The sequence below is a fragment of the Xanthomonas indica genome (genome assembly GCF_040529045.1).
Classification (GTDB): Bacteria; Pseudomonadota; Gammaproteobacteria; order Xanthomonadales; family Xanthomonadaceae; genus Xanthomonas_A; species Xanthomonas_A indica.
The window spans coordinates 696,103-717,233 of sequence record NZ_CP131914.1; the positions used below are offsets into that span (position 1 = coordinate 696,103).

At 67.6% G+C, this 21,131-nt stretch carries 20 protein-coding genes; 7 read left to right on the forward strand and 13 right to left on the reverse strand.

Annotation, left to right across the window (positions count from 1 at the left end; genetic code table 11):
- The gene (locus Q7W82_RS03015) at positions 1-708 is read left to right on the forward strand and encodes a 2OG-Fe(II) oxygenase (RefSeq protein WP_242157882.1); all 708 of its coding nucleotides are present in this window, start codon (positions 1-3) and stop codon (positions 706-708) included.
- A gap of 141 nt (positions 709-849) precedes the next feature.
- Here Q7W82_RS03015 and Q7W82_RS03020 read toward each other — a convergent pair whose 3' ends face one another.
- Positions 850-1,935, reverse strand: coding sequence for a PA0069 family radical SAM protein (locus Q7W82_RS03020; RefSeq protein ID WP_242157880.1), 1,086 nt, complete (start codon positions 1,933-1,935; stop codon positions 850-852).
- A 390-nt stretch (positions 1,936-2,325) separates the two neighbouring features.
- On the opposite strand from Q7W82_RS03020, the gene cls reads away from it, so the two are divergent.
- From cls to Q7W82_RS03035, 3 genes are all read left to right on the forward strand, one after another.
- Complete coding sequence (gene cls / locus Q7W82_RS03025) at positions 2,326-3,798, forward strand: cardiolipin synthase (RefSeq protein ID WP_242157878.1); 1,473 nt, start codon at positions 2,326-2,328, stop codon at positions 3,796-3,798.
- A gap of 101 nt (positions 3,799-3,899) precedes the next feature.
- Positions 3,900-4,166, forward strand: coding sequence for a hypothetical protein (locus Q7W82_RS03030; protein ID WP_010340662.1), 267 nt, complete (start codon positions 3,900-3,902; stop codon positions 4,164-4,166).
- Positions 4,167-4,179: 13 nt separating this feature from the next.
- Positions 4,180-4,932, forward strand: coding sequence for a pyridoxine 5'-phosphate synthase (locus tag Q7W82_RS03035; RefSeq protein ID WP_242157872.1), 753 nt, complete (start codon positions 4,180-4,182; stop codon positions 4,930-4,932).
- 212 nt (positions 4,933-5,144) lie between these two features.
- Here the strand turns inward: Q7W82_RS03035 and Q7W82_RS03040 are convergent, their stop codons facing one another.
- The 12 genes from Q7W82_RS03040 to dnaA form a co-directional block, all read right to left on the reverse strand.
- On the reverse strand, positions 5,145-5,552 hold the full coding sequence (locus Q7W82_RS03040; RefSeq protein WP_242157863.1) for a biopolymer transporter ExbD: 408 nt from the start codon (positions 5,550-5,552) through the stop codon (positions 5,145-5,147).
- 321 nt (positions 5,553-5,873) lie between these two features.
- Positions 5,874-6,287, reverse strand: coding sequence for a biopolymer transporter ExbD (locus Q7W82_RS03045; protein WP_010340665.1), 414 nt, complete (start codon positions 6,285-6,287; stop codon positions 5,874-5,876).
- 3 nt (positions 6,288-6,290) lie between these two features.
- Entirely contained in the window at positions 6,291-6,716 is a 426-nt protein-coding gene (locus tag Q7W82_RS03050) for a biopolymer transporter ExbD (RefSeq protein WP_010340666.1), read from the reverse strand.
- A gap of 40 nt (positions 6,717-6,756) precedes the next feature.
- Positions 6,757-7,521, reverse strand: coding sequence for a TonB-system energizer ExbB (gene exbB / locus Q7W82_RS03055; protein WP_010340667.1), 765 nt, complete (start codon positions 7,519-7,521; stop codon positions 6,757-6,759).
- A gap of 96 nt (positions 7,522-7,617) precedes the next feature.
- Positions 7,618-8,292: an energy transducer TonB gene (locus Q7W82_RS03060; protein ID WP_242082628.1), complete on the reverse strand. Its 675-nt coding sequence runs from the start codon at positions 8,290-8,292 to the stop codon at positions 7,618-7,620.
- 152 nt (positions 8,293-8,444) lie between these two features.
- Positions 8,445-9,638 (reverse strand): tetratricopeptide repeat protein, encoded by a 1,194-nt coding sequence (locus Q7W82_RS03065; protein WP_242157824.1) that lies wholly within the window; start codon positions 9,636-9,638, stop codon positions 8,445-8,447.
- A 159-nt stretch (positions 9,639-9,797) separates the two neighbouring features.
- Positions 9,798-10,604: a M48 family metallopeptidase gene (locus Q7W82_RS03070; protein ID WP_242157822.1), complete on the reverse strand. Its 807-nt coding sequence runs from the start codon at positions 10,602-10,604 to the stop codon at positions 9,798-9,800.
- Positions 10,605-10,672: 68 nt separating this feature from the next.
- Entirely contained in the window at positions 10,673-11,530 is an 858-nt protein-coding gene (locus Q7W82_RS03075) for a CPBP family intramembrane glutamic endopeptidase (RefSeq protein WP_242157819.1), read from the reverse strand.
- Between the two features lie 78 nt (positions 11,531-11,608).
- Complete coding sequence (gyrB, locus tag Q7W82_RS03080; protein ID WP_242157815.1) at positions 11,609-14,071, reverse strand: DNA topoisomerase (ATP-hydrolyzing) subunit B; 2,463 nt, start codon at positions 14,069-14,071, stop codon at positions 11,609-11,611.
- A gap of 113 nt (positions 14,072-14,184) precedes the next feature.
- Positions 14,185-15,285, reverse strand: a complete 1,101-nt coding sequence (gene recF, locus Q7W82_RS03085) for a DNA replication/repair protein RecF (RefSeq protein ID WP_242157806.1) — start codon at positions 15,283-15,285, stop codon at positions 14,185-14,187.
- Positions 15,286-15,759: 474 nt separating this feature from the next.
- A complete protein-coding gene (dnaN, locus tag Q7W82_RS03090; RefSeq protein ID WP_010340416.1) occupies positions 15,760-16,860 on the reverse strand; it encodes a DNA polymerase III subunit beta in 1,101 nt (366 codons plus the stop codon).
- 274 nt (positions 16,861-17,134) lie between these two features.
- Positions 17,135-18,475, reverse strand: a complete 1,341-nt coding sequence (gene dnaA, locus Q7W82_RS03095; protein WP_242157788.1) for a chromosomal replication initiator protein DnaA — start codon at positions 18,473-18,475, stop codon at positions 17,135-17,137.
- Between the two features lie 261 nt (positions 18,476-18,736).
- On the opposite strand from dnaA, the gene rpmH reads away from it, so the two are divergent.
- From rpmH to yidC, 3 genes are read left to right on the forward strand one after another with little or no spacing between them, the layout of a single operon-like run.
- On the forward strand, positions 18,737-18,877 hold the full coding sequence (gene rpmH, locus Q7W82_RS03100; RefSeq protein WP_003469983.1) for a 50S ribosomal protein L34: 141 nt from the start codon (positions 18,737-18,739) through the stop codon (positions 18,875-18,877).
- Between the two features lie 38 nt (positions 18,878-18,915).
- Positions 18,916-19,353, forward strand: a complete 438-nt coding sequence (gene rnpA, locus Q7W82_RS03105) for a ribonuclease P protein component (protein ID WP_160947493.1) — start codon at positions 18,916-18,918, stop codon at positions 19,351-19,353.
- 18 nt (positions 19,354-19,371) lie between these two features.
- Positions 19,372-21,102, forward strand: coding sequence for a membrane protein insertase YidC (gene yidC / locus Q7W82_RS03110; protein WP_242157787.1), 1,731 nt, complete (start codon positions 19,372-19,374; stop codon positions 21,100-21,102).
- The last annotated feature ends 29 nt before the right edge of the window (positions 21,103-21,131 follow it).

Here is a 21,131-nt window from a genome sequence, read left to right on the forward strand (position 1 = left end):
ATGTCCGACCCGCATCCCGATTTCATCGAAGTGTTCGAGGGCGCCATGTCCCGCGAGGACTGCGCCGCCATCCTGCGCCGCCTGCGCGGCAGCACCCAGTTGCGGCCCGGCGAAGTCGGCAGCGGCGTGTTTCCCGAGCTCAAGCGCAGCCGCGACCTGCGCATCAGCGGCCTGGAACCGTGGCGCGACGTGGAACAACGACTGCAGCAGGCCGTGTTCGGCGGGCTGCTGGGCTACCTGCGCAAGTACCCGCAGACCCTGATCTCGCCGCTGATGCTGCAGGTGCCGGGCGCTGACGGCCAGCCGCACCGGCTCGGTGCCGACGACTTCGCCCTGCTCGACGACGCGGCACTGTCCAACCTGGCGCGCACCTGCCTGCGCCCGGGCGCGATCAACCTGCAGTGGTACGAAGCCGGCGAGGGTGGCTATCCGTACTGGCACTGCGAACTGTATCCGCGCGATCCCGGCGCCGAGACCCTGCACCGGCACCTGTTGTGGACCCTGTACCTCAACGACGATTTCGACGAGGGCGAGACCGAGTTCCTGTTCCAGCGCCGCAAGATCGCCCCGCGCGCCGGCAGCCTGCTGATCGCCCCCACCGCCTTCACCCACACCCACCGCGGCAACCGCCCGCAACGCGGCGACAAGTTCATCGCCACCAGCTGGATCCTGTTCCAATCGGCCCAGGCGTTGTACGGCCGGGAGTAGGGATTCGTCGAAAGCAGGGATTGGGGATTTGAGATTCGGGATTCGCAAAAGCGGCGCGACGCTGCGGTCCGCCGCCATTGCAATTCAACCGCCAAGAAAGCCGCTCTTGCGAATCACCAATCCCGAATCCCCACTCCCCGCTCAAAACAACTCGCCCTGCGGCGACGGCGGGCGCGGCGGCAGCGGTTTGACGAAGTGGCTGCAGTCCAGGCGGCGGCGCGGGGACTCGGCATAGCCCAGCCGCTTGTGCGCCAGGGCGAAGCGCCGCGCCAGCAGGTCGGCGTAGACGCCTTCGCCGCGCATGCGCTTGCCGAAGGTGCTGTCGTAGTCCTTGCCGCCGCGCAGTTGCTGCACCGTGCTCATCACGTGCGCGGCGCGATCGGGGTGGTGCGCCTGCAACCAGTCGCGGAACAGCGGCGCCACTTCGTGCGGCAGGCGCAGCAACACGTAGCCGGCGGACTCGGCGCCCGCCTCGCGGGCCGCTTCCAGCACCGCTTCCAGCGCATGGTCGTTGATCCACGGGATCACCGGCGCCACCATCACCCCGACCGGCACCCCGGCGGCGTGCAGGGTGCGCATCGCCCGCAGCCGCGCGTGTGGCGCCGAGGCACGCGGCTCCAGCCTGGCCGACAGCCGCGCGTCCAGCGAGGTCACCGAGAAATGCACGCTGACCAGGTTGTCGCGGGCCAGCGGCGCCAGCAGGTCCAGGTCGCGCTCGACCAGCGCGTTCTTGGTGATCAGCGAGAACGGATGGCGGGTCTCGGCGAAGACCTCGATCAGGCGCCGGGTCAGCTGCAGCTTGCGCTCGATCGGCTGGTAGGCATCGGTGTTGATGCCCAGCGCGATCGGGCTGGGCACGTAGCCAGGCTTGGCCAGTTCGCGACGCAACAGCTCCGGGGCATTGGTCTTGGCGAACAGCCGCGTCTCGAAGTCCAGCCCCGGCGACAGGTTCAGATAGGCATGGCTGGGACGGGCGAAGCAGTAGCTGCAGCCGTGCTCGCAGCCGCGGTAGGGGTTCACCGATTGCGCGAACCCCACGTCCGGCGACTGGTTGCGGCTGATGATGCTGCGCGCGGTCTCCTCGCTCACCTGGGTGCGCAGGCGCGGGGCGGCGAATTCCTCGCTGTCGTCGGGGTGCCAGCCATCGTCCTCGGCCTGGCTGACGGTCCGTTCGAAGCGGCCGGGCAGGTGGCTGCCGGCGCCGCGGCCCTTGATGGCAGTGCTCATCGGCATAGGCTACGCGCCGGGCGTCTCGGCGGATGCGACGGTGCCTGCCGCCGCGCTGAATCTTTCAGGCCGACGCCTGCGGCACGGCCACCTTCGTCCCGTGCGCAGGATTGGCGCGCTGTCAGCGCAGCAGGTCGACGCTCAGGGTGACCCGGCCGAGATGATGCCGCGCTTTGCCGGGGCCGATCCCCACTCGCTCGCGAACAGGTCCCCACGGGTGTCACGCGGCTGCCGCGAGCAGGTGTCATACACCATGCAGCGCCATGTCGGTTCGCGGCGCCGGTGGCCAGCAGCAAGACAGGCGGCCTCCGCGTCGCGCAGGCCGACCGCGCCATCCCGCGCCGGCATCGCCTTCGCCGCAATCTCCGCGCCACCCTCTAGAATCCGCCGATGCTCGTGATCGCGACTCTGCAGAACACCTGGGACCGGCTGACCGGTATCCCGCACATCGGCGCCTACCTCACCGCCGCCTACCTGCTGTACATCCTGTGGCTGAGCGGCTGGATCGTGCTGCAGAAGCGCGAGCCGGCGGCGACGCTGAGCTGGGTGCTGTCGCTGGCCGCCCTGCCTTACCTCGGCTTCGTCATCTACTACCTGCTGGGCCCGCAGAAGGTGAAGCGGCAGCGCCTGCGCCGCGGCCGCTCGCGCTCGGGCATGGAGCACTACAGCAGCGTCTGCCCGCCGGACGCCGACTGCACCGAGCTGGCCAAGATCGCCCAGGCCACCACCGGCCTGGCGCCGAGCTCGGCCACCGCGGTGCAGTGGCTGGTCGACGGCGCGGCCACCTACGAGGCGATCGTGCGCGACATCGGTGCCGCCCAGCACCACGTGCACCTGGAGTACTACATCTTCAATCCCGACCGCACCGGCACGCGCATCCGCGACGCGCTGGTCGAGCGCGCCCGTGCCGGCGTGCGGGTGCGCCTGCTGCTGGATGCGGTCGGCTCCTCGCAGGTACGCAAGCGCTTCCTGCGGCCGCTGCTGGAGGCCGGCGCCGAGGTGGCCTGGTTCCATCCCACCCAGCTGCTGCGGCCGTTCAAGTTCAAGCGGCCCTGGGTCAACCTGCGCACCCACCGCAAGATCGTGGTGATCGACGGCCGCATCGCCTTCACCGGCGGCATCAACGTCACCGACGAGGAGAACGAGGCGCTGCGCGCCGATGCCTACCGCGACCTGCACCTGCGCTGCGAGGGCCACGTGGTGCGCAGCCTGCAGCTGGTGTTCGTGGAAGACTGGCTGTACGCCACCCGCCAGGGCCGCGACGCCTTCGACATGGCGCGGATCTGGCCCAACGACATGCCCAGCCGCGATGCCGGCAGCATCCAGGCACAGGTACTGGTGTCGGGACCGGATTCGTCGTGGGAGAGCATCCACCGCCTGCAGGTCGCCGCGATCTACGAGGCACAGCGCCGGGTCTGGCTGGTCACGCCGTACTTCGTGCCGGGCGAGGCCGCGCGCATGGCGCTGACCTCGGCCGCGCTGGGCGGGCTGGACGTGCGCCTGCTGGTGCCCAAGCGCAGCGACTCGCGGCTGGTGACGCTGGCCGCGCGCTCGTACTTCGACGAACTGCTGCAGGCCGGCGTGCGGATCTACGAATACGGCCCGCGCATGCTGCACACCAAGGCATTGATCACCGACGAGGACCTGTGCCTGGTCGGCAGCGCCAACTTCGACAACCGCAGTTTCCGGCTCAATTTCGAGGTCGCCACGCTGTTCCGCGACCACGGGCTGACCCGGCAGCTGGCCGAGCTGCTGGAAGGCGAGATGGCCGATGCGGTGCGTGTGCGCGACGACCGCAAGCGCTCGCTGTGGCGCTATCGGCTGCCGGAGGCAGTGGCGCGGCTCACCTCGCCGCTGCTGTAGTCGCGGCGCCCCGGCGGCCGGGCCACCCGCACCGGCCGTGGCGCCACGTGGAACCGGCACGCCCGGCGGCGCTACACTGCGCCATCCTTGGGGAGATCGTCATGTACTGGCTCTTTCTGCCGCTTGCGCTGGGTGCTTTCGTTCTGGCGTTCACGACGCCGCACATGTGGTTGCTGGTGGTGAGCCTGCTGGCCGCGCTGGCCTTTCTGCTGGCCTGGGCGCGCGGCTGGTACGTGGCCAAGATCGGCGACGCCAGCCAGCGCGATGCGATGCCGATGATCGACCCGGCCGAGCTGCGCCGGCTGCGCGAGCAGGCCGAGGCGCGCCGCGCCGCGGCCGCCGCCAGCGACGACGCCGCGGCGCCGTAACGGCACGCCGGCAATGACCAAGCTCAGCGTCAACGTCAACAAGATCGCGGTGCTGCGCAATTCGCGCGGCGGCGACCTGCCCAGCGTGCTCGAGGCCGCGCGCGCCTGCCTGGATGCCGGCGCGCACGGCATCACCGTGCACCCGCGGCCGGACCGCCGTCACATCCATGCCGAAGACGTGCTGGCGCTGGCCGAGCTGACCCGCGACCGCGGCGTCGAATTCAACATCGAGGGCAACCCGTTCGCACCGCCGCGGACCGGTTATCCCGGGTTGATCGCCCTGTGCGCGCAGGCCCGCCCGGCGCAGGCGACCCTGGTGCCCGACGGCGACGGCCAGCTCACCTCCGACCACGGCTTCGACTTCGGCCGCGACAGTGCGCGCCTGCGCCCACTGATCGCCGAACTGAAGGCGCTGGGCTGCCGGATCAGCCTGTTCGTCGATGCCGACAACCCCGAGCTGGCGGTGGCGGCCGAACTGGGTGCCGACCGCATCGAGCTCTATACCGGCCCCTATGCGGCCGCATGGGAGCGGGGCGACAGCGCCGCGGCGGCGCCGTTCGCGGCCGCCGCACGCCGCGCGCAGGCGGCCGGCCTGGACGTCAACGCCGGCCACGATCTGGCCCAGGCCAATCTCGGCGCGTTCCTGGCGAACGTGCCGCAGGTGCTGGAGGTCTCGATCGGCCACGCGCTGATCGGCGAGGCGCTGTACGCCGGGCTCGACGCCACGGTGAAGGCCTATCTGGCGGTGCTGGCCGGCGCACGCTGAGCCAAACAAACTCTGCGAGGCAGGCGCCGCTCTGGAGCAAGGCGCGCTTTGCTGGCGCAGCGATCGCCGTCCGCAGGGCTGTCGCGCTCAGCGCAAGCTGGCCATGGTGCGTCTTGCGCTGCCGCCCTCAAACCGGAACGACGAGCGGCGCACGACGTGCACGACGCCACCTTTCGGTGGCGTCGCTACATGGCGGCCCGGCGGGCCGCCGCTTACTGCACGAAGCCGATGCGCTGCACGTCGGCGTTCTTCGCCGCCGCCAGCACCTTGGCCATGGCGTCGTAGTCGGCATCCGGGCTGGCATCGATGCGCAGCTCGGGCGGATTGCCGGCGGCTTGCGCCATCGCCTGCTGCAGGCGCGGCTGCAACTCGCGCAACGGCAGGGGGGAGGCATTCCAGAACAACTGGCCGCTGGCATCCAGGCGCAACTGGATCGGGTCCGGTGGCGGCAAGGGCCTGGACATTGCCGGCGTGCGCTGCGGCAGGTCCATGGTGATCGTCCGCGTCAGCATCGGCGCGGTGACGATGAAAATGATCAACAGCACCAGCATCACATCGACCAGCGGAGTGACATTGATCTCCGCCAGCGGTCCCCGAGTCCCTGCAGCACTGAACGCCATGGCCAGCCTCCTGTGGGTGTGGTGTCGCGCCACCAGCCTACACCTGGGCCGCGGCGATGTGCGAGTGGGCGGCCAAGGATGGTGCGGGCATGCGGACTTGGCCCAGGCGGCGGACACGCAGGCGGCAGGGTGCACGGGACGCGCGTGTCCGGACCATTCGGCTGCATGTCGCGTCAGCGCATCCGGCCGCGGACCGGGCCTGCCTGGCGAACGGGCAGGGGAGGGGCTTCCGTCCGCGCATAAAAAAACGCCACCGTTGCCGGTGGCGTTTGCAGTCGCGTCATGACTGAGGTGTTGCGGTGAAACGGATTGCGTTGAAGCTTATTGCTGCACGAAGCCGATCTTCTTCATGTCCGAGTTCTTGGCGGCGGCCAGCACCTTGGCCATCACTTCGTACTCGGAATCCGGATTGGCATCGATGCGCAGTTCCGGCTGGTTGGTCGGATCGCGCTGGACTTCGTTTTCCATCATCTGCGGGAGCGCACTCACCGCCACCGGGCTGTTGTTCCAGAACACCTGGTTCGACGCATCGATCCGCAGATCGATCGGCGGCGGCGGATCGCGCAACTGCGGCGGCGGGTTGATGACCCGCTGCGGCAGATCCACGTCGATCGGGTACGTCATGATCGGCGCGGTCACGATGAAGATGATCAACAGCACCAGCATCACGTCGACCAGCGGCGTGACGTTGATGTCGGCCATGGGACCACGGCCGCCTCCTGAGCTGAACGCCATGGCTCAGTTCCCCTTCTCTTTGGTCGCAACGAAGCCGACGTCCAGCATGCCCTGACTCTGCGCGATCTTGGTGATCTCGTTGATCGTGCGCATCTTGGTGGTGCGGTCGCCACGCAGGTTGAGCGGCGGCTGCGGGGTCTGCTGTGCGGCGGTCGAGAAGCGCGACTCCAGGGCTTCCTTGGAGATCGGCTCATCGTTCCAGTACAGCGACCCATCTTCCTTGACCGCCAGCGTGATCGGATTCGAACGCTTGTCGTCCTTGTCCGGATCCTGCTTCAAGTTGGCTTGGGGCAGTTCCACCTTGACCTTGTGGGACATCAGCGGTGCCGTGATGATGAAGATGATCAGCAGCACCAGCATCACGTCCACGAGGGGCGTGACGTTGATGTCGGCCATGGGGCCGCCGCTGTTACCACTACTGAAAGCCATAACGGGCTCCGTTAACGTTGCGTGGACGACTTAGCCGGGATCAGCGAACGCGCGAACCGGTGGCGAAGAAGTCGTGCAGGTCGTGAGCGAAGGTGTCGAACTTGGCGATCACCGAGCTGTTGACCTTGCTGAAGAAGTTGAAGGCGAACACGGCCGGGATCGCGACGAACAGACCGATCGCGGTCATGATCAGCGCTTCACCGACCGGGCCGGCCACGGCGTCGATCGAGGCGGAGCCGGTGGCACCGATCTTGATCAGCGCGCCGTAGATGCCCCACACGGTACCCAGCAGACCGACGAACGGCGCGGTCGCACCGACGGTCGCCAGCAGGGTCATGCCCGACTGCAGCTTGGTGCTTTCGCGGGTCACGGCCTGACGCAGGGCGCGGTCAACGAACTCCGAACGGCTCAGGGTCTCGCCCAGGCCGGTGCCGGTGCCGGCTTCGGCGCGCTGGTGGTGCGCAGCGGCCTGCGCGGCGTCCAGGGCGATCTTCGAGAACGGCTCGGAAGCCGGCTGCTCTTCCATCGCACGGATGGCGTCCTGCGCGTTCGGGGTATCCCAGAACAGGCTGGTGACGCGGTCGGCCTGGCTCTTCAGGCGCGTGGCGCGGAAGATGTTGATGATCGTCCAGTACCAGGACGAGGCGGACATGATGATCAGGGTGATGAGCACCACCCAGGAGACGGCGAAGTCACCCGGCTTGGAGGTCATTTCGGTGATCAGGTGCTCGAAGCCCATCTGCGACAGGGCGTTCGATGCGTTGTTGCCCCCCGCAGCAGCGGCGATGAAAATTTCCTGCAGCATGACGCTTACCTTTGTTGTGTGTGGTGGTGATGAGGGTGGTGCAAAGAGTAGACAGGCCGTGCGGACCGGCGGTGCGCCGGCCCGCGAACCCTTGTATCAGTTCAGCGCGAAGTTGACCGGGACGCGGACGCGACCGGCAGTCTTCTGTCCATTGACGACAGCGGCATTGAACCGCCACTTGCGCGCTGCTTCCATGGCGGCGCGGTCCAGGTCGCGGTTGCGGCTGGATTTCTCGACGGCAACGTTCGTGACGTTACCACTGGCATCGACGTCGATGATCAGGATCACCTCGCCCTGTGCGCCCGACCGGAATGCAGCCGGCGGGTACTTCGGCGGGTTCATGTTCTTCGACGAAATATCGACGCTAGCGCTGATGTCCGAGGGTGCGGCCGGCGGCGCGGGCGGCGACGGCGGGGTGGCCACGTCGTTCGGGCGCGGCTCCGGCACGTCGATCACCGGGGCTTCCGGCGGCGGCGGCAGCGGGGTCGGCTTCGGCGGCGCCAGGTTCTTCACCGGCGGCGGCGGGGTTTCCGGCGGCTTCGGCGGCGGCGGCGGCGGCGGGGGAGGCGGCGGCGGTGCATCCACCAGGGTGACCATGATGTTGCGTTCCTTCTCCGCCACCGCCTTGGGCGCAACGGCCGGAATCAGCAGCAACATCAGCGCCGCAAGATGCAGCGCGATTACGAAGGCAATACCGATGATGCGCGGCCAGCTGAGGCCGGAGGCGTCATCTTTGTCGTACTGCCGATGGATGACCAGTTGTTCCGTCATGCGCCAATGACTCGATTAAAGGGGGGCGGATTCCGCTGTGGAGCTGAACCCAAGTTCACGCGGCGATGACACCGCAGGAACCTCCAAGCTTATACCAATCCCTGTTACCTGCACTACTTTCAGCACTGGTCTTCGGGGGCTTTTTTTGCGTGCTACTTCAGGTTGATGATCTTCTTGGCGTCTTCCGGCTTTTTGACGCCCTTGGCCAGTGCCTGCTGCGCGGCCTGCTTGGCTTCGGCCACACGGCCTTCCGAATGCAGCACCTTGGCCAGGTTGAGATAGGTTTCGCCATCCTTGGACAGCGGCGCGGCCTTCTGCCAGTTCTCGATCGCCTGCGGCAGCTGGTCGGTGTAGTAGTACGACTGCGCCAGGGCGAGGTAGGTCTGGTAGTCCGGCTTTAGGATGCCCTTCTGCATGCCCTCGTTGATGACCGCGATGACGTCCTTCTCGTGGCCCTCGGTGTTGGCGTAGATCGAGTACAGCTGCTTGTATTCCTTTTCGTCGGTCAGCTGACCGGCGGCACGCAGCTTGTCCATGACCCCTGCGGCCTTGTCCATCTGGTCGGCCTGCATGTACATGCTGGCCAGGTTGAGCTGGGCCTTCTTGTCGTTGGGCGACTTGGCCGCCAGCGCCTCGGCGGCCTTGACCGCCTCGCCGGTCTGGCCGGCTTCGGCGTAGGACGCCATCAGCAGCTGGTTCCAGCTGTCCTTCGGCTCCGGCGAGGCGGCGATCGCCTGCTTCAGCGCCGGGATCGCTTCCTGGTAGCGCTGCGCCTGGTACAGCGCCTGGCCCTTGAGGATCAGGTCTTCCGGGCGGGTCGACTTGGTTTCGGCGAGGAACTTGTCCAGCGTGGCCAGGCCTTCGGCGGTCTGGTCGTCCTGCAGCTGCAGCTGCGCCAGCATCAGCATCGACTGGTAGTGGCCGTTGTTGTCCAGGCCGTTGAACTGGATCGCCTGCTTGAGGTAGGCCTGCGCGGCCTTGCTGTCGTCGAGGTTGTAGGCGGCCTGCGCGGCCAGCTGCGCGGCGACCGACTTGTCGTACTCGTTGGCGCCGCTGTTGGCCAGGATCTCGTCGGCCTGGGCACGCACCGAGGCGTAGTCCTCGCCCTTGTTGTAGGTGTCGATCAGCTTCTGCAGCTTGCTGCCGAGCTTGGACGACGGCTTGCCGTTCGGCTCCTTGCGCTCGGCATTGGGGAACAGCACCGCCGCCTTCTCGTTCTTCGCATTACGCGAGGAGCGGTGGTCGGTGCGATCGCTCTGCGCAGCGGCATCGGTCACCACCGCGCCACCGAGGGCGGCGGTGATCACCAGGGACAACAACGCTTGCTTGCGGATGCGGAATTTCATGGGTCACCTCGGTGGAAACCGCCCGGAGCGGCACGGAAGACGGAGCGGCCATTCCTCGGCCGAGCCAGCAAACCTATCAGAAACCTGTACGCCGTGAAAACGTTTTTAGATGCGTTTTCTGTGACAGCGCCGGCGACGGGCGCGGGGACGACGGCCGACTCAACCGCACTTGGGCGTCCTGCCGGCGCTGCGCGCCTGCGCATACACCGGTTCCAGCGCAGCGACGTCGCGCTGCAACTCGCCGATGCGGGCACTGGGATCGGGGTGGGTGGAGAGCCATTGCGGCAGACGATCGCCGCCGGCGGCCATCATGTTCTTCCACAGATCCACCGCCTGCGCCGGGTCGAATCCGGCCTGTGCCATCAGGCGCTGGCCGACGATGTCCGCCTCGCTTTCCTGCTGGCGCGAGCCGGGCAGCAGGAACAGCGTCTGCGCGGTCATGCCGCCGACCTGGCCGACGGTGTCGGCCGCACCCTGGCCGTAGCGCGCGCCGGCCAGCGCGCCGATCACGCTCAGGCCCGCCTGCGCGCCGAGCTGACGGGTGATGCGTTCTTCGTGGTGACGCGAGATGACGTGGCCGATCTCGTGGCCGAGCACGGCGGCGAGCTGGTCCTGGTTCTTGGCCACGCTGAAGATGCCGCTGTTGACCCCGACCTTGCCGCCGGGCAGGGCGAACGCGTTGGGTTCCTTGTCGTTGAACAGCGCCGTTTCCCAACCGGTGCCGCGCCATTGGTCGGGCAGTTGCGCGACCAGCGCGTTGACCACGCAGCGCACGTAGGCGTTGCGCTTGGGATCGGTGTCCAGCGGTTCCTTGGCCTTGGCTTCGGCGAACGCCTGCGCGCCCATCTGGTCGAGTTGTTGCTGCGAGATGCCCCCCACGACCTGGGTACGCCCGGTTGGCGATGTCGTCGTCGCACACGCTGCCAGCAGCATCGCGAACGACGCGCCAAGTACCACTTGCTTCATACGGTCCCCCCTCCTAACACGCGTGGCAGTGTGGGGGGCCGCGTCTTAACATTTCGTCAAACAAACCTTCAGGTTGCGCCAAACCAATAGAGCCCGGCCACCGCGAGGGCGTTGTTGAGTCCATGCGCGGCGATCGGCGCCCACAAGGTGCCGGTGCGCTTGTACAGCCAGGCGAACGCCGCGCCCATGCCGCCGTAGACCAGCCACAGCTGGGCGGTCGCCGCCAGGCTGTTGCCGGTGGTTCCCGGCACCTCGTGCACCAGGGCGAAGGCAGCGCCGCTGAGCAGCATGCCCAGCCGCGGCCGGCCGGCATCCCACAGCCGCCCGAACAGCACGCGGCGGAACAGCAGTTCCTCGTAGGCCGGGGCGATCACCACGGCGAACACGATCAGGAACAACGGCATCTGCGCCATCGCCTCGCGCATCAGCGGCAGGTTGGTGGGTTCCGGCTTGATGCCGAACTGCGCCGACACCGCGGAGATCGCGGCACTGCCGAAGAACACTCCGGCCGCGACCAGCAGCACCCAGCCCCAGGTCGACGGCACGCGCGCCGCCTGCCACGAGGCGCGGCGCTCGGCGGCACTGGCCGGGCGCCGCAGGAAGTACAGCAACAGCGCTGCGGACAGGGTGCTGACCAGCGCGATCAGCAGCTGCGCCAGCGCGCCCGGCTGGCCGACCTGCTGCGCGACCAGCGTGGCCAGGCGATCGGCGGGGATGCCCTGCGTCTTCAGCTGCATGGCCAGCTGGAAGCCGCGCAGCACGCCCCAGACCAGGCCGCACAGCACGCTCACCCCAAGCAGCACCACCGCCGCCAGCAGCACGTCGAGGAAGAAACCGAGGATCGGCCGGCGCGGACGGGTCGGCGTCGGCGTCGGCGGGGAGGACAAAGACAGCGGAGCGGCGGGCAACGGCGGCGGTGCGGTCATCGCGGTCCTGCGCGGAAGCGGGCGGAAGGCACGGAGGGCAGCCGGCCCCGGCACGCGCCGGGGCGACCGCCGCCGCGGTCAGATGTCGAGGTTGGCGACCTTCAGCGCGTTTTCCTCGATGAAGTCGCGGCGCGGTTCGACCACGTCGCCCATCAAGGTGCTGAAGATCTGGTCGGCGGCGACCGCGTCCTCGATGCGCACCTGCAGCAGGCGGCGCGTGTCCGGGTTCACCGTGGTCTCCCACAGCTGCTCGGCGTTCATTTCGCCCAGGCCCTTGAAGCGCTGGATCTGGCGGCCCTTCTTGGCCTCTTCGAACAGCCAGGCGTAGGCCTGGGCGAAGCTGGTGATGGCCTGGGTCTTGTTGCCGCGCACGATCTGCGCGCCCTCGCGCACCAGCCCGTGCAGCTCCCGCGCGATCTCGCGCAGCGGGCGCAGTTCGCCGCTCTCGAACACCGCCATCGGCACCACGTAGGTGGTCTCCTCGCCCATGTGCCGGCGCTCCACCAGCAGGGTGGCCGGACGCTGCGCGTTGGACGCCTGGAAACGCAGGCTGTAGCGCGCCGAGCCCAGGCTGCCGCGGTTGAGCACCGCCTGCAGCGCCTCCAGGCTCGGATGCGCCTCGCCCTCGGCCTCGAGCTGGGCCACGTCCAGCGGCGGCAGGTCGATCAGCGCGCTCAGCAGCGCCGGGTCGTAGCGGTGCGCATTGCGCGCCACCGCCTCGTTGGCGCTGGCGAACAGCAGCAGCAGCTTCTCCAGCGCCGCGCCGGTGATCGGCGGCTCGTTGCTGGCCGGGATCAGCGCCGCGCCTTCGACCGCGCTGCTGGCCAGGTAGGCGTTGAGCGCGTTGTCGTCCTTCAGGTACAGCTCCTGCTTGCCCTGCTTGAGCCGGTACAGCGGCGGCAGGCCGATGTAGACGTAGCCGCGCTCGATCAGCTCCGGCATCTGCCGGTAGAAGAAGGTCAGCAGCAGGGTGCGGATGTGTGCGCCGTCGACGTCGGCGTCGGTCATGATGATGATGCGGTGGTAGCGCAGCTTGTCCGGGTTGTACTCGTCGCGGCCGATGCCGGTACCCAGCGCGGTGATCAGCGTGCCGACCTGGTCGGAGGACAGCATGCGGTCGAAGCGCGCGCGCTCGACGTTGAGGATCTTGCCGCGCAGCGGCAGCACCGCCTGGTTCTTGCGGTTGCGGCCCTGCTTGGCCGAGCCGCCCGCCGAGTCACCCTCGACGATGAACAGCTCCGACAGCGCCGGATCCTTTTCCTGGCAGTCGGCCAGCTTGCCGGGCAGGCCGGCGATGTCCAGCGCGCCCTTGCGGCGGGTGAGGTCTCTTGCCTTGCGCGCGGCCTCGCGGGCGCGGGCGGCATCGACGATCTTGCCGGCGATGGCCTTGGCCTCGTTGGGGTTCTCCTGCAGGAACTCCTCCAGGCGTGCACCGAAGGCGTTCTCCACCGCCGGGCGCACGTCCGAGCTGACCAGCTTTTCCTTGGTCTGGCTGGAGAAGCTCGGGTCCGGCACCTTCACCGATAGCACCGCGATCATGCCTTCGCGCATGTCGTCGCCGGTCAGGTTGATCTTGGCCTGCTTGGCGATGCCGTTCTGCTCGATGTAGGTGTTGAGCACGCGGGTCAGCGCGCCGCGGAAGCCGGCCAGGTGGGTGCCGCCATCCTTCTGCGGGATGTTGTTGGTGAAGCAGTACATCGTCTCCTGGTAGGAGTCGGTCCACTGCAGCGCCACTTCGACGGTGATGCCGTTGTGCTCGCCGGTGACCGAGATCACATTCGGGTGCAGCGGGGTCTTCAGCTGCGCCAGGTGCTCGACGAAGCTGCGGATGCCGCCCTCGTAGTGGAAGTCGTCGCGGCGGCCCTCGCCGCGCTCGTCGGCGAGCACGATCTTGACCCCGGAATTGAGGAAGGACAGCTCGCGCAGGCGCCGGGCCAGGATGTCGTAGTGGAATTCCACGTTGTTGTGGAAGGCCACCACCGACGGCCAGAAGCGCACGGTGGTACCGCGCTGGGTGGTCTCGCCGAGCTTGGCCAGCGGCGCCACGGCCGCGCCGTTGCTGAATTCCTGCTGGTAGTGGAAGCCGCCCTGGAACACGTCCAGCAGCAGCTTCTCCGACAGCGCGTTGACCACGCTGACGCCCACGCCGTGCAGGCCGCCGGACACCTTGTAGCTGTTGTCGTCGAACTTGCCGCCGGCGTGCAGGACGGTCATCACCACCTCGGCGGCGGAGACCTCGCGGCCGAGCTTGGCGCTCATCTGCGCGTGCTTGCCGACCGGAATGCCGCGGCCGTTGTCGGACACCGACACCGAACCATCGGCGTGGATGGTCACCGCGACGTGATCGGCATGCCCGGCCAGGGCTTCGTCGATGGAGTTGTCGACGACCTCGAACACCATGTGATGCAGGCCGGTGCCGTCATGGACGTCGCCGATGTACATGCCGGGCCGCTTGCGGACCGCCTCCAGGCCTTCCAGAGCGGTGATGCTGTTGGCGTCGTAGTTGCCGTTGCTTGCCGGGGTGTTCTGTTCGTCGGTCATTGCGCGTGCCGTAGGCTCCACGAGGCGGCGAAGACAGGCCGGGGCCGGTTCGCGCCGCTGGATAGGGGATTGGCAGAAATTATAGCAGCCCGGGCCGCCGGACCCGGGGCGGCCTAGGAAACGGCCAGGATCTGGCCATGTTCCACGTGGAACCGCGCAATCGGCAGGCCGGCGTCGGCCAGCGCCTGCGGCGTTTCGGTGGCGGTGACGAAGACCTGCGCCGGGCCGGCACGCAGCCGCTCCAGGACCCGGCCCTGGTGGTGGCGGTCCAGTTCCGAGGCCAGGTCGTCCAGGGCGATCACCGGCCATTCGCCGCGTTGTTCGGCGTAGTCCTCCGCCTGCGCCAGCAGGCAGGCCAGGGCGGTGAGCTTGGCCTGGCCGCGGGAAAGCGCGTCGCGGCCGGGGATCTCGGCGAAGCTGAGGCTCCAGTCGGCGCGGTGGGGACCTGCCGAGGTATAGCCCAGTTGCCGATCGCGTTCGCGGTTGAGCAGCAGCGCATCGGCCAGGGACACCTCCTGGCGGCGCCAGCCGGGCGCGAACTGCAGATGCGAAATGCCCAACGCCGGCGCCAGATCAGGGGCGAGGGCGAGCAGGCGCTGCAGCAGGCGATCCAGGTAGTCCTGGCGGCGCGAGGTCAGCGGCTCGCCTGCCTCGGCCAGTTCGTGATCCCAGGCGTCGAGTGCCGCGCCGCTGCCGCCGCTCTTGAGCAGGGCGTTGCGCTGCTTGAGTGCCCGCGCATAGCGCCGCCACAGCGACAGGAAATCAGGTTCCACGTGGAACAAGCCCCAATCGACGAAGCGGCGGCGGGGCTCGCCACCGCCGCTGACCAGCAGATGGCTGCCCGGCTCGAAGGTGACCACCGCGAGCGCTGCGCACAGCGTGCCGAGATGGGCGACGTCCTGGCCGTCGAGACGGCCACGCCAGTCCTGGCCGCTGTGGCGCAGTCCGGCGCGGCGCCGACGCGGCGTGCCTGCGTCGCCCGCCTGTTCCTGCCATTCGACGAAGACATCCAACGCCTCCTGACCCTGGCGGACCAACCCATCGCGCACGCGGCCGCGAAAGCTGCGGCCATAGGCCATCAGGTGCATCGCCTCGAGCACCGTGGTCTTGCCGGCGCCATTGTCGCCGATGATCAGGTTCAGCCCGGGCGCGGGGGCCAACTCGAGCGTCGCGAAGCGGCGCAGATGGTGGAAGTCGAGACGAGAGACGTGCATGCGGGGATGGAGGCGAAAGCGCTCGCGCCGGGCGCACGCAGATCGGGGGCTATGGGGGAGAGCGGCAGCATACCCAAAACGGTTGGCAGGCGGTGTGGAGCAAGCGCGCTTGCGGTTGGGCCGGGATGCGATCTGCCGCGTTGTGTCCTGACGAGATGGGCGCGCCTGCTGGACTCGGCGCATTCCATCGAAAGTCGGATGGATAGGATATCCGCCGTGTGCCGTCTGCAAAAGCACTGACGACAAAACAAAACTCGCCTCTCAACTGCGGTCAGTCCACGGTGAGCGACGAATGCCGAGCGTCGCCGCAGCGCTCTCTTTCGACGTCTCCAGCCCTTGATTCTTATCTCCCGCGGTTGCCCGTGGGGGTGCCACCGCAGCAACAACTCTGCTCCCAACCCGCCAGAAAAAGAAAACCCGGCACAAGGCCGGGTCGCTTTTCTGCGTTTGTTCCACGTGGAACACAAAGAAACGTTAGAGACGCAGCGGCATCACCACATGGCGCGAGCGGGCGCTGCTGGCTTCGCGCACCAGCGCCGACGAGTTGGCGTCGCGCAGCTGGATCACCACGAACTCCTCGCGCAGCGCGGACAACGCATCGAGCAGGTAGTTCACGTTGAAGCCGATCGCCAGGTCGCTGACCTTGGTGTCCGCTTCCACTTCTTCCTGCGCTTCTTCCTGCTCGGGGTTGTGCGCGCTGATCTTCAGCTGGCCCGGGGAGACTTCCACGCGCACGCCGCGGTACTTCTCGTTGGACAGGATCGCCGCACGCTGCAGCGCCGCGCGCAGGGTTTCGCGATCCAGCTTGACCTCGCGGTCGGCACCGATCGGGATCACGGCTTCATAGTCGGGGAAGCGACCGTCGATCAGCTTGGAGGTGAAGGTGACATCGTCGCGCTTGACCCGCACGTGCGCGCGACCGACTTCCAGTTCGACTTCGCGCTCGCCGCCTTCCAGCAGGCGCTGCAGCTCGGTCACGCCCTTGCGCGGCACGATGATCTGGCGCTTGGCGCCGCCAGCGTTCTCCAGCTCGGTCTCGCACAGCGCCAAGCGATGGCCATCGGTGGCCACGCAGCGCAGGGTCTGGTCGCGCAGGTCGAACAGCAGGCCGTTGAGGTAATAGCGCACGTCCTGCTGGGCCATCGCGAACGCGGTGCGCTCGATCAGTTCCTTCAACGCCGCTTCCGGCACCACCACGCGCTCGGTGGCTTCGACTTCGTCGACCGACGGGAAGTCGTTGGCAGGCAGCGTGGCCAGGGTGAAGCGGCTGCGCCCGGCCTGCACGGTGATCTTGTCGCCGGACTGGGACACGGTGACCTTGCTGCCGTCGGGCAGGGCACGCACGATCTCGAACAGCTTGCGCGCCGGGATGGTGGTTTCGCCATCCTGGGCATCGTCGACCGCAATGCGCGAGACCATTTCCACTTCCAGATCGGTACCGGTGAGCGACAGCTGGCCGCCCTGCACCTGCACCAGGAAGTTGGCCAGAACCGGCAAGGTCTGGCGGCGTTCGACCACATTGACGACTTGCGCCAATGGCTTGAGGAAGGCTTCGCGCTGCAGTGTGAAACGCATGTGGTTCCGTGCCCCTATGCTTTAAAAGATGTGGAATAAATCAAAAGCTTGGTGGTGATGGTAGAGCGAAAATCGGTGAAAATGTAGCTCAAGCCACTGAAAACAAAGAATTTTTGGCGCCACCAATCCCGTGTACTACTGTCCCGGAACTGGTGGGGAAACCTGTGGATAGTTTTGCCGTCGCCGCCGCGTCGCGCTTTATCCACAGTTTCTCCCGGATTTGTCGCGAAGTCATGCACCGATTTATCCGGCGTCCTCCGCACCGGCCGCCGCACTACTCGCTGAGCTTGCGGATCAGCTTGTCCCAGTCTTCTCGGAGCTTGCCGTCGGTCTCCATCAAGTGCTTGATCTGGCGGCAGGCGTGCAGCACGGTGGTGTGGTCGCGCCCGGCGAACGCATCGCCGATTTCCGGCAGGCTGTGTTCGGTCAGTTCCTTGGTCAGCGCCATCGCCACCTGCCGCGGCCGCGCCAGCGAACGCGTGCGGCGCTTGGACAGCAGGTCCTTGATCTGCAGGCCGTAGTAGTCGGCCACGGTCTTCTGGATGTTGGGGATGCCGATCGCCTGCTGCTGTGCGCGCAGCAGGTCGCGCAGGGTTTCCTGGGCGAATTCGGTGGTGATCGCGCGGCCGGTGAAGTTGGCGCGGGCGGCCAGCGTATTGAGCGCGCCTTCCAGGTCGCGCACGTTCGAGCGCATCTTCTTGGCGATCAGGAACGCCACGTCGTCGGGGATCTCCGCGCCGCGCTCGCGCGCCTTGGCCAGCACGATCGCCGCGCGGGTCTCGAAATCGGGCGGATCGATCGCCACCGACAGGCCCCAGGCCAGGCGCGACTTCAGCCGCGGCTCCAGGCCCTCGACCTCGCGCGGATAGCGGTCGCAGGTCAGGATGATCTGCTGGCGGCCGTCGAACAGCGCGTTGAAGGTGTGGAAGAACTCTTCCTGGGTGCGGTCCTTGCCGGCGAAGAACTGGATGTCGTCGATCAGCAGCGCGTCCACCTGCTGGAACTGGCGCTTGAACTGGTCCATGGTCTTGTCCTGCAGCGCACGGATCATCGCGCTGAAGAACTGTTCCGAGCGCAGGTACATCACCCGCGCGTTCGGATTCTGCTCGCGCATGGCGTTGCCGGCGGCGAACATCAGGTGGGTCTTGCCCAGGCCGGTGCCGCCGTACAGCAGCAGCGGGTTGTGCGCACGGTCGCCGGGCTTCTGCGCGGCCTGCACCGCCGCGGCCAGGCCGAGCTGGTTGCTGCGGCCTTCGACGAAGTTGGCGAAGGTGTAGTGCGAATCGAGATTGCCGGCGAACGGCTCCAGCAACGGCGGCGCCGGCGTGCGCGCGGCGGCGGTCTCGCTGGGCGGGGCGGCGACCGGTTCCGGCGCGCGCGGGCGCGAGCCGACCTGCAGCAGCACCTCGCCGCTGCCGGCGAAGTAGGTCAGCAGCTCGCGGATGCGCGGCAGGTAGCGCTCGCGCACCTGCTCGACGATGAAGGCGTTCGGGGCGTACAGCACCATGCTGTTGTCATGGCGCTGTTCGGCTTGCAGCGGTTTCAACCAAGTGTGAACGTCCTCGGCTGGAAATTCGGCTTCCAGACGTTCCAGGCAACGGGGCCAAGCATCCATCAGATCTAAATTCGTCGATAGACCGGGCATGAAGGGCGCGCTCGGGCGCGGCGCATTCGGCCGGTGGGAGAGGAAAGCGGATGGATCAGACTACCACCGGCGCGCAGGGTCGGGAATGGTTTTCCCACGGCTATTCACAGATCCATCCACAGGCCGGGCGCTTCTCTGCTCCACTCCCGTCCAGACAGGGAGTTGACCGCGGCGTGAGTAGTCCTATAGAATTTCCGGTTCTTTCCGCCCCATTCAGATCAGAGCGCCCCGATGGCCACCAAGCGCACCTTCCAGCCCAGCAACCTCAAGCGCAAGCGCGACCACGGCTTCCGTGCCCGTATGGCCACCGCCGACGGCCGCAAGATCCTGGCCCGCCGCCGCGCCAAGGGCCGCAAGCGCCTGAGCGCTTGATTGCTTCGCCGCCCCAGGCGGCGCCTGCAATCCGGACCGTGAATCCTCCCGACCCGCGTAGGCGATTTCCTCGCTCTGCGCGGGTTCGCACGTCTGCGGAATACCGCGTCGTGTTCGATGCCGCGCGCCGCTGCTCCGAGCCGCTGATGAGCCTGCACTGGCGCAGTGCGCCGCACCCGGCGCGGCTGGGGTTGGCGGTGTCGCGCAAGGTCGACAAGCGCGCGGTCGTGCGCAACCGCATCAAGCGGGTGCTGCGTGAGGCCACGCGGCAGCTGCTGCCGTGGCTGGCGCCCGGCGATTACGTGGTGGTGGCGCGCAGCGCCGCCGCCCAGGCCAGCGGCGTGCAACTGCGCCAGGCCTATGAGCGCTTGCTGCGTCGCGCCGGCGCATTGCCGGCCCCGGCCGCGGACGGCACAATGCCGCCGCCTCTTCGTCCTTCTTCCCCCACTTCCACGTCAGAAACCGCTTCTGGCTGAGCCGAGCTTGCCTGTCCGATGAACCAGACCCGCCTTTTCCTGATTTTCGCCTGGCTGATGGTCGCGGCGCTGTTGTGGATGGAGTGGAACAAGGAACACGCGCCGAACGCCACTGCGACAACGGTCGCGGCGGCGACCACGGTGCCGCCGGCGCAGGACGCCGACGCCGGCGCCACCCATGCGCCGGCCGTGCCGCAGGCCACGGTGCCCGGCACCGCGCCGGCCAGCACCACGCCCGAGACCGCCGCGGCCAGCGCTGCGCCGCGCGTCACCGTCACCACCGACGTGCTGCGCCTGACCCTGGATGGCCGCAGCGTGTTCGACGCCGACCTGCTGCTGTTCCCGCAGACCAAGCAGCCCGGCAGCCCGCCGGTGCAACTGCTGACCGAGGACCCGGCGCATCCGTACACCGCCATCAGCGGCTGGGTGGGCGAGCACAACTCGCCATCGCCGGGTCCGGGCGGCTTCCGTCCCGAGCAGCCGGGCAAGGACTACGTGCTGGCCAAGGGCCAGGACAGCCTGCAGGTGCCGTTCGTGTGGAACGGCCCGGATGGCATCAGCATCCGCCGCGTCTACACCCTGCAGCGCGGCCACTACGCCGTGCAGGTGCACGACGAGGTCATCAACCACGGCAGCAAGCCGTGGCAGGGCTATGTGTTCCGCAAGCTGAGCCGGGTGCCGACCATCGTCAGCCGCGGCATGACCAACCCGGATTCCTTCAGCTTCAACGGCGCCACCTGGTTCAGCCCGGCCGATGGCTACCAGCGCCGCGCGTTCAAGGATTATCTGGACGACGGCCCGCTGAACCAGACCATTAAGGGTGGCTGGATCGCACTGCTGCAGCATCACTTCTTCACCAGCTGGATTCCTCAGGCTGATCAGGAATCGCTGTTCGTGCTGTCCAATGACGGTCCGCGGCACGTGATCGAAACACGCGGTCCGAGTTTCACCGTGGCGCCGGGCGCCAGTGCCAGCACCGAAGCGCGGCTGTGGGTGGGCCCGAAGCTGGTCAATCAGATTGCCAAGGAGCAGGTGAAGGGGCTGGACCGCGTGGTCGATTACAGCCGTTTCACCTTGCCGGCGATGCTGGGCCAAGGCCTGTTCTGGATCCTGAGTCATTTGCACAGCCTGATAGGCAACTGGGGCTGGTCAATCGTCGGCCTGGTGGTCCTGCTGAAGCTGATGCTGTATCCGCTGTCGGCCGCGCAATACAAGAGCATGGCCAAGATGCGCAAGTTCCAGCCGCGCATCCAGCAGCTCAAGGAGCGCTACGGCGACGACAAGCAGAAGTTCCAGACGGCGATGATGGAGCTGTACAAGAAGGAGAAGATCAACCCGATGGGCGGCTGCCTGCCGGTGCTGATCCAGATGCCGATCTTCTTCGCGCTGTACTGGGTGCTGGTGGAGTCGGTGGAACTGCGCCAGGCGCCGTGGTTCGCCTGGATCCAGGACCTGACCGCGCGCGATCCGTACTTCATCCTGCCGGTGATCAACGTGGCGGTGATGTGGCTGACGCAGAAGCTGACGCCGTCGCCGGGCATGGATCCGGTGCAGGCCAAGATGATGCAGTTCATGCCGCTGGTGTTCGGCGTGATGATGGCCTTCGTGCCGTCCGGCCTGGTGCTGTACTGGGTCACCAACGGTTCGCTGGGCCTGTTGCAGCAGTGGTGGATGACCAAGCGCCACGGCGAACCGGCCACCGCCGGCGGTGGCGGCAGCGGCAAGCCGCCGGCCAAGGCCAAGAAGTAAACCCGACAACGCCCGCCCTCCGGCGGGCG